Raw genomic sequence first — 11,880 nt, forward strand, 5'->3', positions numbered from 1 at the left:
ACCGAGGAGGCCCCTGGGGCGTCATCCAGGTCGTCAGATTCCGACTAGGGACGCCCCGGGTTGGCCGCCGCCTTCAAGGCGTGCATCATCATGGGTCGGTTTTCCTTCCAGAACTTGGGAATCTTGCTGTAGGCCGGCATGAACCCGTCGCTCCAGCCACCCACCTCGATCGTGTAAGAGAGCGCCCCCACCGTCGCAAAGGCCCAGTCGACATCGTCACCGCTGTTCAGGTACATGTCGCAGCCCTGATAGGCCTGGTAACCCGACAGTTTACCGAGTTGCTTGCCCAGCGCGGCCAGGCGCGGGTCCGGCGGTGGTTCATCCTTGTGGTCCCAGGGCCACATGACGGCATTCGAGTAGCTGTGGAAGGTCATATAGACCACCGGCTTGTGACGCAACAGCTGATCTCGCACGGCCTGGGTTTCCGGCTCCGAGAAGGCTTTGCTGCCTCGGAACGTATCACTCTCCGGATTGCCGCTGTCGCCGACCGTGCCCCAGGCGATGTCATAGTTGCGATTGAGGTCCACCCCCACCCGGCGGCGACCACCACTCACGTTGTTGGCGTTCTTGCGCCAGTCCACGCCCGTGACCGCACGCATGTGGGCGTCCGGGTTGACCAGCGGGATGATCCAGATGTCGCGGGTGTTGACCGCCTCGGTGACCTCCGGGTCGCTGCCGTACTTCTCGACCAGCTCCTCCGCCATCATCAGCGTGAGTTCTGGGGTGACCAGTTCGCGGGCGTGGTGGCAGCCGGCGATCGTCACGTTGGGCTTGTCCGCCCGCCCGCCCGTGTTGAGGTGCAAGGCCCAGATCTCACGCGGTGCAATTCCCTGCGTCTTCTCCCACGAGTCGCCAATATCCACCAAGGTCGCGAACTCAGGGTGTTTGGCCACCAGTTCCTTGAGGCGGGCCGTGATCTGGTCGTAATTGCGGTAGCCCTTGTCTGCCCGCAAGAGCGACTGCCGCAGGGGCCACTCCACTTGCATGCCAAGCTGCTCAGCCAGGCGGGCCTGGGCCTGGTTGAGCTTGACCTTGGCCCGCTTGGCCGCCCGGTCGACCGACCAGATGTCGACCCCGGCGCTGGCCAGGCGCGTCAGGCGGTCCCGATCACCGTAGAACAGTACCGCTTCTCGGGCCTGTTCCGGGGAGGTGAAGCTCACGGCCTGAAAGCCCCGCACCATCTCGGGCTGGCCCGTGGGGGCCAACGCGCGACCGCACGCCGCCAGCAGGCTCAGCGAGGCGGCAAAGACCGCGGTGGTGGAGAGCAGGGAACGGAACGAGGGCATCGAGGACGGCTCCTTTGACGAACTCCAAGCCCCTTTATTCTAGCTTAAACATCTCTTAACTTGCTTATTCCCTCGAGAAATTTCTGAAAATTTTTTCATCCCAACCTTCCGGGTTTTGGCCAAAGCGAGCGTCCACGCGGTTTCCCTCTTCCAGATCGGCACGATTCCTTCCAGCGCATGGAGACATTCAAACCTGCCGCGCGATGAGCGGGGCGCGAGAACAGGGGGTTCGGCCGCAACACAAAGGGGCCCCCGCAGGGGCCCCTATGGGACGGCACCAGGTGGAGTGGTTCAGAGCGTTCCCACATAGGCCGGAAGGCGAGTGGTGGCGCCAGTCGAAGGGGCCGTTTCCGCCTCCGCTTCCTCTTCCGCGCGGCGAACCGGAGCGGTCCATTTGACGTTCCAGACCAAACCGACCACTTCCAGCGCCTTGATCAGGTAACTGGTCAGGTCGACCTCCCACCACACCAGGCCCTGCGGCGCGCGAGTTTGGCAGGCGTGGTGATTGTTGTGCCAGCCCTCGCCGAGTGCCAGCAGCCCGATCGGCCAGAAATTACGGCTGCCGTCGCGCGTCTCGGTGCGCCGGTAACCGAACATATGGCAGAGCGAATTGACCGAGAAGGTCACGTGATAGACGGCGATCATCGGCACGTAGAGGCACCAGAGCAGGCCGCCAAGCCCCAGGAAGTAAGCCAACAACCCGGCCACGATCAGGTGCGGCAGAAAGAAGGTGACGCGGCCGGTGAAGTGCCGCAGGTAGGGCTGCGCCTCCTCCACGTCACGGGCCATGCGCCGCATCTGCATCTCGTCCTCACCGGGGTTCCGAAAGATCCAGCCCATGTGGGCGTAGAAGAAACCATCCTGTTTGGGGCTGTGCACATCCTCGCTCTGATCCGACTTGAGGTGATGCCAGCGGTGGTGGCCCACCCAGTTGATCGGATCGCCTTGCTGCCCCACCGACGTGGCCAGGAAGAAGAAGAACTTGATCGCGTGATGGGTGTCGAAGGCCCGGTGCGTCAGGCAACGATGCAAATAGAAGGTGGTGCCAAAGCCCATCCAGAGATACATCGCCACCATGACGGGCAGGTAGCGAAATTCGAACGGGAAGGCCAGGGCAGCCGCCGCAAGGAGGTGGAAGCCACTCAAAAAGGCGACAACCAGCCAGTTGATCGGGTGGTGGCGAAACATCGGATCCCCCTTTCCTGCCAGGGCGGTCCGGGCCGTCCCGGTACCGTTTCCAGCCTACGCAACACGGGCCCTGGCGTCTGTCATGAAGCTGTCACGGATGCCTCGATTGGGTCATGACGAGGTAAAAATTGGACCGTCGGAAAGCTGTTATGATGAGCCGTGGGAAGCGGCTCACCGGCGTCGACGGCGGCGCTTGGAACGACCAGGAGGCCCTGCCTGCGCCATGCCCGCGCCACCAAGTCCCATCCGCACCTTGGAACCGGTTTTCACGGTGCATTGGCTGCCACCGCACAAGGTCATCGTTCACAACAATGACTGGAACACCTTCGACGAGGTGATTGCCATCCTGGTGCTGGCGGTGCCGCAACTGTCGCTCGCGGAGGCCATCGGCCTGACGCAGGAAGTCCACCGGACGGGGGCTGCCGTCGTGTTTCGGGGAGATGTGGCGCAGGCGGACCTCTGTGCGGGCATCATTCGCACGATCGGGATCCGGGTGTCGGTGGAACCGGATACCTGAACAGCGCGTCTCCCGGCACATACCGACGCCACCTGAAGTTGAGCAGGCGAGCGGGATTGGACGCGCAGCGCGTGGCAAGTCCCGAGCCGTTGGGTATGAGGTTCTCGGATTCGCGCGCCCGCCTTCGACAGGATACCCGTCATGTTTTTGAACCGATTCAACGAGGATGAGAAGATCGGCTTCATCGAGCTGGCCCTGCTGGGGGTGCGCGCTGACGACGCGATCACCACCGAGGAGGTCCAGTTTGTCGAAGAACTGCGCCTGAGCATGGGCGTCGCGGAAGAAGCATTCGTTCAGCAAATCCTCGGCGATCCTCAACTGGACGACGCTGTGCGTCGCTTTGCGACGGATGAATCGCGGCGCCTGGCCTTCATCGAACTGGTGGCACTGGCCTACGTGGACGGGCAGTACGACCCGGCCGAAAGTCAATTTTTGAGGCAGGTGCAACAAGCCTTCGGCATTGACCAGACCACCGTGCTGGCCTGCCATGCCTGGGCCAGACGGTTGCTCCAGCTGCGTCAGGATGCCCTGGCTCTGGCGCAGGGGCGCTCGGTCACAGCGCCCTGACGGGCTTTTCACCCCCTGACTCTTGGTTCGGATTCGTTACGCGACACAGCGGCGTGTCGCCCTGCCCTGGTAGGCTGCGAAGCAGAGACCCCTCGCCGCTCGTCCGAAGGCCCGGCAGGTGCGTGGGCTCCTTCCGCCCCAGCGGAAGCGATTCAGGAGACGATGACCATGCGCAAACTCAAGCATCTCTGCGTGTTCTGCGGGGCCAGCACCCCGAGCCATGCCGCCCATGCGCAGGCGATCCTGGAACTCGGCAACACCATGCTGTCGCGACGCATCGGCCTGGTCTATGGCGGTGGACGCGTCGGTCTGATGGGCATCGTGGCGGAACGTGTCATGGCCGGCGGGGGAACGGTGCTGGGGGTGATCCCGCATCAACTCCAGCGGCGAGAACTCGCCAATCTGGATGTCACGGAACTGAAACTGGTCGACACCATGCACGAACGCAAGACGATCATGTACGAACGCAGTGATGGCTTCGTGGTGATGCCAGGCGGTTTCGGCACCTTGGACGAAGCCATGGAGATCCTGACGTGGAAACAGCTCGGCATTCACGACAAGCCGATCGTGTTCGTCAGCATCGGTGGCTACTTCGACGGCCTCGCGGCCCTGTTCGAACGCTCGATCCAGGACGGCCTGTTGAAGCCTGAATATCGGCAGCTGTTCGCGATCGTGCCCTCGATCGGCGCGCTGTTCGAGTACCTGGACAGCTACGAACCCAAAATGGAAGGTATCTCCCCCTGGGCTTGAGCGCTGCGGGGGGATTCCGATCGCTGACGCGTCGAACACGCCGGTTGTTCGTGCGCCGAAAAGGGATTTGGCGTTAACAGTTCACAAAAGCCTTGGCAAGCGGCCAGGGGTGAATTATATTAATTAAAGTTTAATTCATCCTTAAGGAGTGTGGCCTGTGAACCAGCTTTCCCGTTCCCTGCTGTTCGTCGCCTCGGTGGCCTCCCTGACGGCCTGTGGTGTCGCGCCCACCCCGCGTGCAGCGGCTCCTGTGGTGGCCGACGCCACCTTCGACGCGCTCTCGGCCTCCACCCTGCAGAAGGCTTTCACGCGCGTCCACCGCGCCATCTTCAACACCATCGACGCCGACAAGGACGGATGGTTGAACGAGTATGAAGTGGGCCGCCACATGACCATGGCCGAGTTCCGCAAGGCCGACAAGAGCCAGGGTTGGGGCAGCGCGGGTCGCCTGAGCCGCACCGAGTTCGTGGACTACGCCACGCGCACCTTCCTGTGGTTCCATCAGGACCGCGACAGCTTCGCCAACTCGTTCCGCCAGTCGCTGGCGCGGGCCTTCAATCGGCTCGACACGAACGACGACGGTCTGCTGATCAAGAACGAAACCAGTCTGGCGGACCTGCGGCGCCTGGGCCTGACCTTCCAGTACCCCAAGCTTCACATCACGGTGCCCATCCGCAAGGTGACGCCGGAGCAGTTCCAGGGCGCAGACAAGACCGGCGACGGGAAGCTGAGCCAGGCCGAATTCGAAGACCTCTACATCGAAATGGTCGTCGCGGCCCTCGGCGGCGATGCCGCTCCGGCGCCGGCCCCCGCGCCGCCGGCACAACCGGTGCCCCCGGCTCCACCCGCGCCGGCCGGAAAGTAAGGCCCCTTTTCAAAGACGCCCCGACTGGCCACAGTCGGGGCGTCACGTTTTGACGGGCGGCCAGCTCAGGGGCCTGCGTCTCGCCCGCGGCAACTGCAGGACGTCAAGCCGGCGCGAGCTTCCGTGAGGGCGCGCCAGCCCGCTTAAAGGCGGCGCTCCCAGTGCCAGGGCTCCCAGCTGTAGGGCTGATAAAAGCCAAACTTGGAGGCGTTTCGGCGCAGCCAGGCGTGCGCACCGCCCGCCCGTGAGACATCAAGCGCGTTGCCGCGCTGGTGGGTCGAACGCCCTGGGGGCGCTACCCATTTGCGGGCACGGGCCACACTGCCATACTTGCGCACGGCCGCCCGGAACAAGCGAGCCTGCTCCGCGATGCTGCGGTAGCCGCTGTTGATGCGCAGGTTCACGCCATCACGCGCCGCAGCCGCGGCCATGCGGTCCCAGGCCGGCGCGATGGCCGCGTGCATCGGCTTGCCCTGGCGATAGGCCACCGGAATCCCGCCGCTCGCCACGCGCAAGCGTCGCTTGCGGACGGTGCCTCCGAGCGGTTCAGCAGCGCCACCATCCGGCGCCTCCGGGCCCTTGGCACTCCCACTCAGAAAGTCCCGCAAGGCCTGATGGGTCAACGGTCCAAACTTACCGTCGACGCCTGGTTGGCCCACCGAATGTCCCTTGGCGAGCAAGAACTGCTGCAAGTCACGGACGGCGGGCGCCTCGACCCGTCCCGCCGTCGCGGCGCGACCGAAGGGGGTATCGACCAGTTCAGGGGTTCGGGCGAGGGTCTGGCGGGCCAGCGCGACCAGGCTGGGGTCGGATGGATTCTTGACGTGGTCCTGGGCGCCGAAGATCGCCGTGTAGGGAGAGACTGGAGGCGCAGCCAGGGCGCTTCCGGGAACCGGGCGAGGGGCGAGCTGGTCGGGCCCCGAGCGCGGCAAGGTGAGTTCAGCGCTCCGACCACCCGGACGCTCGAGTTGAAGCGCGTCCATCGGCGTCCGCGGAGAGAGCGGCACGCTGGCGAGGGGTGGTCGGTCGAGGGAAACGCTGTTGGCTGGTGTGAGGCGTGGTTTGACGGGGGTGGCGGATAGAGACAAGAACCCCTTGTTCGAAGCAGCGTTCACTTGGACCTCCCGGTGGTGCGATGAAAGGGTAAGACGTGAGGTGATGAGATTATCCGGGGCCTCTGGGGGAAGCTGACGTTAACTTTGGGTGATCAGCCCAGGCCGGACGACGCCGGTGGCACGCGCGGCCCGGGCAGCGTAACATCTTGCATGCCGCCTGGCCGCGCGTATGGGCGTGCCGGTTGATGGGGGAGCGAAGGAGAAGCCGCGCGTGTCGACGATCCGATTTGCCAATGGCGACGAGATGCCCTTGCTGGGACTCGGAACCTGGAAGTCCAAGCCCGGAGAGGTATACGAAGCCGTCAAGCTGGCCCTGGAGATGGGCTACCGCCACCTTGATTGTGCGCCGATCTACGGCAACGAACGCGAGGTCGGGCAGGCCGTGGCCGAGGCGATCGCCGCCGGTGTGCTGACGCGCGAGGAACTCTGGATCACCTCCAAGCTCTGGAACAACGCCCACGCCCCCGAGGATGTTCTCCCGGCGCTGGAGCGTACGCTGCAGGATCTCCAGACGCCGTATCTGGACCTCTGGCTGATCCACTGGCCCGTGGCCTTCAAGCCGGAGGTGGTGTTCCCCGAAACGCCCGATGGCTTTCTCTCACTGGAGGCGCAGCCCCTCGGCGCGACCTGGAAGGGGATGGAAGTGGTCCTGAAGGCCGGGCTGGCCCGCCACATCGGGGTCAGCAACATGAGCCCGACCAAGCTGCGGGCGATCGCCGCGAGCGCCACCCACCCACCCGAAATGAACCAGGTCGAGCGGCACCCGTACCTGGCCCAACCCGAGCTGGTTGCGTGCGCGCGTGAGCTGGGCTGTCACCTGACGGCCTATTCGCCGCTGGGCTCGCCCGATCGCCCGCCCGGATTGAAGGCCGCCGATGAACCGGTGCTGCTGGAAGACCCCGCCGTCGTGGCGATCGCCCAGCAACGAGGGGGCAGCCCCGCCCAGGTGTTGCTGGCCTGGAGCCTGCAGCGTGGCATCGCCGCGATCCCCAAATCGGTGAACGCCACTCGCTTGCGCCAGAACCTGGACGCCTGCGCGCTGCAACTCAGCCCGGAGGACCTCGGCGCACTGGACCAGCTGGACCGCCATCGGCGCTACGTCAGCGGCGACCTGTGGGCCATGCCGGGCGCCCCCTACAACCTGGCCAGTCTGTGGGATGAGCCCGCAGGCTGAAGGGCCAAGCGGCACACGCTCGGCGTTCCGCGCGCCCGCCGCGTCAGAGTTCAGCGAAGCTTCAGCAGCTTGCGGGTGCGTTGACGCAGGTCGTCGATCGGCAACGGGCCCACGTGGGCATCGGTGATGCGCCCCTGACGGTCGACCCAGTAGAGCGTCGGGATGTTGGAGACGAGGTAATCCCGCGTGGCCGCTCCGGTGTACTGCCCGAAGACCGGCATGGTGTAGCCCTGCCAGGCGATGAAGTCGCGCAGGCGTTGCAGCTTCTCGTTGCTGGCATTCACGCACAGCACCTGCAGGCCCTTGGCGTTGAACTCGTCATGCATGGCCTGCTTGGCCGGCAGCTCGTTCGTGCAGATGGGGCACCACGTCGCCCAGAAGACCAGCAAGACGGGTTTGCCGCGATAGGCTGCGAACGACTCCAGCGTGCCGTCAAGACGGGTGATCGGCATGTCCGGGGCCTGGGTGCCGACCGGCAGATGCGTGGTGGGTTCCTCGGGGCGCGACGCCAGGGTCGTCAGCGCGCCAGGGGTCCCCGTGCGTGGCGCGCTGGCCTGCGGCACGCGCGCGCACCCCGCGGCCAGCAGCACCGCGCTGGCGATCGGAAGCAGAAAGTGGACCGAGCGGGACAGGCGAGGCAAGAGCGACACTCCTCGTAGACGGGGGCTTAACCTTTACTTTACCAGAGCAGTCCGGGAGGCGCGACAGCCCATCCGGGTGGTTGGAAAATTTTAACGTTTTATTTTACTGGTCTTAAGAATGAATCCACCTGTGCCGGCGGATAACCCGCTCATCGGTTGGAGAGAGAGGTATCGAGATGCCCCAGGTGATCGCGTCCACGGTTCCGCCCACGCCGGCCAAGCCCGCCACGCCGGCGGTGGACTGCGTCCCGGCCCACGGGAAAAGCGCCGTTCTGGGCATGGCGTGCGACGCCCTCGTGCGCAGTCAGTCGCCTCGGCCGAGCGAAGCTGACCGCTCAGCGCCGGCGAACACTCCCGCCAAGCCGACACCAACCCCATCGATCATTGCCAAACCGGCCAACGGCGCTTTTCGCCTGGACCCTCACGTCATCCCGCTGGCGCTGTTCGGCGTGGGCGGAACGGGCTTGGGTGTGTACCTGATGTCGGCGGTTCATCCGCTGGCGGGCGTGGGGGCGATCGCCGTGTCGATGCTGGTGGCGCGGGCGATCGCGATGAGCATGGGGCAGTCTCGCTGAGAGGCGTGGTCAAAGCCCCCCACGGAAGAACCTTAACCTTTTCATAATCTCAAAGCCACCTCCCGCCCACGCCTGGCCCGTCCAATACCACGCCGACAAAACACCTTGAAGGCCTGGTTTGACCGATGTCTTCAGGCATCCGGCACCCGGCACTTCCAGCGACATGGACCGGTTGCGCGTGAGCTTATCCTGGGCTTAAACTGGACATCATGCGCTTCTCTGCTCGCAACGTCGCGTGCACGCTGGCCCTGACCTTGTCGGGCTGCGGTGCGCTCCCCGAGGCCCCTGTCTCGGCCCCACCCGGCAGGTTGCCGAGTGGAGACCCCGTGGGGCCTCCGTCGGCGCCGCCTGCTCTGCCGGCACCGGCAGTGCCCACCGAGGCCGCCTTCAGGCAAAACCTGAATGCCGTTCTGTCGACCCTCAGCCAGTCCGCCACCAGCTTCGAGGCCCGCTACGCCACCGAAGAACGCGTGAAGTCGGACTACCGCAAGACCGTCTACCGCATGCTGTTCCAGCAGCAGCCGCGCGTGTCGCTGCTGGAGGTGCTGGAGAGCAATCACCTGCCGAAAGGCTTCAAGGTCCGATCGACCGGCTCGGACACGGTCCAGGTGCGCTTGCCCGGTGCGGTCTCGTTCGTTCGCCTGGAAGTGGCCGCCCGCAGCAACCAGAGCCGCAGCCTGATGGGTCTGTATCCGGATGACGTCACACCCGAGAAATTCGTCAACATCTTGATGGACCCCAGCACCCAGGTGCGCGAGCTGCCGGGCCGCGCCGTCGAGGGGCGTCCCCTGCGCATGCTGGAAGCGCTCGGCCCTCGCGCGATCGTGCGCGGCGCGGCCCTGACGGTCGGCCTGGGAGAAGGGCCGCGCTTCGCTTATCATCTGGCGATCGCCCAGGCGGATGGCTCGCGCCACGTCCAGACCTTCACGCGCCTGCAGGCGCGCCGCTTCAGCAGCAAGGAACTCGACCTCTGAAGCGGCCGCTGCGCGATGAAGCCCCTGAGAGCGTCATCTGCGTGGCACGGCTGCTCCAAGAAGCCCTTCAGACGCGGGTCAGAACGCGCACCAGGCGCGTCGACAGGAATGTCCGGCGTGGATGAGACGCCTTTGAGCCGAGCGGGTATACTGGCCGGGTTGTTCGGTTTGATTTGTTGAGGAGAGGTTCCTTCATGAAGCTTCGCGCGCTCGCCCCCGCCCTGGCCGCCGTCACGGCCCTCAGCTTGCTGGCCACCGCCCCGGCGCAGGCCTCGACCATGCCCGAACTCGGCCTCAGCAAGGGTCGCGCCATGATGGGCCTCGGCGTGCTCGGGGGGTCCTATGACCTCGCGCTCAGCGACCAGCTCTCGGTGGGCGGCGTCGCGTCGGCCTGGGGCGGCTTCGGGGTGAACGCCCTGAGCCTGGGCGCTCGCGGCACGTACCTGCTGGCCAAGCTGGACCACAACATCCAGCTGGGCGTCACCGGCGGCCTCGGGGCCAGCGTCGTGGGTGCCGCCGGGTTCGGGGCTACCAGCCTGGCCGCCAACGTCGGGCCTACCGTGCGCTGGCCGCTGCCCATCCCCTTGCTGGGCGGCCAGCAGGTCATCCTGCGGGCCGGCTTGGACATTGGCATTCCGCTGACGGGCGGCGGACTTGGCTGGTCCCCCGACGTCGAGCTGGCCTGGCGCTTCAACAAGAACGAGGAATGGACCGTGGGCGGCGGCACCCTGGTGGGCTGGCGCAAATTCCTCTGAACGCTCTGGCATGACCCCGCGCCCGGCCAGCCGGGCGCGCCCCGGGGCCCCCACAACGCAGGTGGGGGCCTGTCGACAGTGAGGTAACCGCATGGCAGCTCCCTTCAAGGCATATGACGTCCGCGGCATCTACGGCGAGGACGTGACCGAGGCCCTGGCCTACCAGCTTGGCCGGGCCTACGTGCAGTACACCGGCGCCCGCACCGTGGTGGTGGGACGGGACATGCGTCCGCACTCGGTGCCGCTGGAGCAGGAACTGATCCGGGGCCTGCGGGAAGGCGGCGCCGACGTGATCGGCATCGGCATGGCCTCGACCGACATGATGTACTTCGCGGTGATCAACCTCGGGGTGGATGGTGGCGTGGCCGTGACGGCCTCGCACAACCCGGGGGAGTATAACGGGTTCAAGTTCGTGCGCGAGAAGGCCATCCCGATGGGCCTCGAAAGCGGCCTGGCCGAGTTGGAGGCGATCGTGCGTGGGGGCGAGTTCGCCCCGCCGGCCGCGACGCCCGGCGGCTACCGGGAACAGCCCGTGCTGGACGCCTTCGTGGCCTGGATGCACGAGTTCGTCGATCCCAAAACGCTCGCGCCGCTCAAGGTGGTGATCGACGCCGGCAACGGCATGGGCGGACCGATCATGGAAAAGATGTTTCAGGGCTCCCCTGTGCAGGTGATTCCGCTCTTCTTCGAGCCGGATGGCACCTTCCCCAACCACGAGGCCAATCCGTTGCTGGAGGAGAACCGGGTCGACATGGTGGCCAAGGTGCGTGAAACCGGCGCCGACCTGGGCATCGGCCTGGACGGCGATTGCGACCGGGCCTTCTTCGTCGATGGCACGGGGCACTTCTGCGACGGCGACTTCATTCTGGGCCTGCTGGCCAAGCCCGTCCTGAAACGCCATCCCGGCGCTCGGGTCGTTTACGACGTGCGCTGCAGTGATTACGTGCGAGACACGATCCAGGCCGGCGGCGGCGAGGCCCGTATGTGGAAGGTCGGTCACGCCTTCGCCAAGACCTACATGCGTGAGCATCAGTGCGAGTTCGGCGGCGAGGTGAGCGGTCACTATTACTTCCGGCACAAGGACGCCTACTTCGACAGCGGCTGTCTGACCGCCCTGCTGCTGCTGAAAACGCTCTCCGACCAGGGTCAAAGCTTGGCGCAGGCCATGGAGGAAACCAAGCGCTACCACATCTCCGGCGAGATCAACTCGCGCGTGCAGGACGCCGACGCGGTCATGGCAGCGGTCAAAACGGCTTATCAGGCCAAGGGCCGGCTGGTCGAGATCGATGGGCTGTCGATCATCGGCGAGGGCTGGTGGTTCAACATCCGCAAGAGCAACACCGAACCGCTGCTGCGCCTGAACTGCGAGGCAAAAACCCAGGAGGCCATGGAGCGCCTACGCGACGACCTGCTGGCCCAGATTCGCGGCGGCGTGGGGGCCACCACCTGAGCCATCGCGCCGCCTTGCCGCGT

13 protein-coding genes are annotated in these 11,880 nt (G+C 65.6%); 9 read left to right on the forward strand and 4 right to left on the reverse strand.

Translation table 11 applies throughout. The annotated features are described in order from the left end of the window. Positions 1-44 precede the first annotated feature (44 nt). Both VKP62_12260 and VKP62_12265 read right to left on the reverse strand, forming a co-directional pair. Positions 45-1,286, reverse strand: a complete 1,242-nt coding sequence (locus VKP62_12260; GenBank protein ID MEB3197966.1) for a M14 family metallopeptidase — start codon at positions 1,284-1,286, stop codon at positions 45-47. A gap of 291 nt (positions 1,287-1,577) precedes the next feature. Beyond that, positions 1,578-2,474 carry a fatty acid desaturase gene (locus VKP62_12265; GenBank protein ID MEB3197967.1) on the reverse strand — a complete coding sequence of 299 codons (897 nt, stop codon included), beginning with the start codon at positions 2,472-2,474 and terminating at the stop codon, positions 1,578-1,580. 223 nt (positions 2,475-2,697) lie between these two features. On the opposite strand from VKP62_12265, the gene VKP62_12270 reads away from it, so the two are divergent. The 4 genes from VKP62_12270 to VKP62_12285 all read left to right on the forward strand — a co-directional run bounded on the left by VKP62_12270 (position 2,698) and on the right by VKP62_12285 (position 5,173). Further along, positions 2,698-2,991 carry an ATP-dependent Clp protease adaptor ClpS gene (locus VKP62_12270; protein ID MEB3197968.1) on the forward strand — a complete coding sequence of 98 codons (294 nt, stop codon included), beginning with the start codon at positions 2,698-2,700 and terminating at the stop codon, positions 2,989-2,991. A gap of 141 nt (positions 2,992-3,132) precedes the next feature. Then, positions 3,133-3,558 carry a TerB family tellurite resistance protein gene (locus VKP62_12275; GenBank protein ID MEB3197969.1) on the forward strand — a complete coding sequence of 142 codons (426 nt, stop codon included), beginning with the start codon at positions 3,133-3,135 and terminating at the stop codon, positions 3,556-3,558. 168 nt (positions 3,559-3,726) lie between these two features. Continuing rightward, positions 3,727-4,308, forward strand: coding sequence for a TIGR00730 family Rossman fold protein (locus tag VKP62_12280; GenBank protein ID MEB3197970.1), 582 nt, complete (start codon positions 3,727-3,729; stop codon positions 4,306-4,308). Between the two features lie 157 nt (positions 4,309-4,465). After that, positions 4,466-5,173 (forward strand): EF-hand domain-containing protein, encoded by a 708-nt coding sequence (locus VKP62_12285; protein ID MEB3197971.1) that lies wholly within the window; start codon positions 4,466-4,468, stop codon positions 5,171-5,173. Between the two features lie 143 nt (positions 5,174-5,316). Here VKP62_12285 and VKP62_12290 read toward each other — a convergent pair whose 3' ends face one another. Continuing rightward, complete coding sequence (locus VKP62_12290; protein MEB3197972.1) at positions 5,317-6,288, reverse strand: M15 family metallopeptidase; 972 nt, start codon at positions 6,286-6,288, stop codon at positions 5,317-5,319. Between the two features lie 211 nt (positions 6,289-6,499). On the opposite strand from VKP62_12290, the gene VKP62_12295 reads away from it, so the two are divergent. Next, positions 6,500-7,462, forward strand: coding sequence for an aldo/keto reductase (locus VKP62_12295; protein ID MEB3197973.1), 963 nt, complete (start codon positions 6,500-6,502; stop codon positions 7,460-7,462). A gap of 50 nt (positions 7,463-7,512) precedes the next feature. On the opposite strand, the gene VKP62_12300 is transcribed toward VKP62_12295, so the two are convergent. Beyond that, complete coding sequence (locus VKP62_12300; GenBank protein MEB3197974.1) at positions 7,513-8,103, reverse strand: redoxin domain-containing protein; 591 nt, start codon at positions 8,101-8,103, stop codon at positions 7,513-7,515. Between the two features lie 176 nt (positions 8,104-8,279). Here VKP62_12300 and VKP62_12305 point away from each other — a divergent pair, with 176 nt between their 5' ends. From VKP62_12305 to VKP62_12320, 4 genes are all read left to right on the forward strand, one after another. Then, positions 8,280-8,678, forward strand: coding sequence for a hypothetical protein (locus tag VKP62_12305; GenBank protein MEB3197975.1), 399 nt, complete (start codon positions 8,280-8,282; stop codon positions 8,676-8,678). Positions 8,679-8,887: 209 nt separating this feature from the next. Then, on the forward strand, positions 8,888-9,652 hold the full coding sequence (locus VKP62_12310; GenBank protein ID MEB3197976.1) for a hypothetical protein: 765 nt from the start codon (positions 8,888-8,890) through the stop codon (positions 9,650-9,652). 194 nt (positions 9,653-9,846) lie between these two features. After that, positions 9,847-10,407, forward strand: coding sequence for a hypothetical protein (locus VKP62_12315; GenBank protein ID MEB3197977.1), 561 nt, complete (start codon positions 9,847-9,849; stop codon positions 10,405-10,407). Between the two features lie 91 nt (positions 10,408-10,498). After that, positions 10,499-11,857 carry a phosphomannomutase/phosphoglucomutase gene (locus VKP62_12320; GenBank protein MEB3197978.1) on the forward strand — a complete coding sequence of 453 codons (1,359 nt, stop codon included), beginning with the start codon at positions 10,499-10,501 and terminating at the stop codon, positions 11,855-11,857. Positions 11,858-11,880: the final 23 nt, after the last annotated feature.

Source organism: Candidatus Sericytochromatia bacterium (assembly GCA_035285325.1).
In the GTDB taxonomy this organism is placed as follows: domain Bacteria; phylum Cyanobacteriota; class Sericytochromatia; order S15B-MN24; family JAQBPE01; genus JAYKJB01.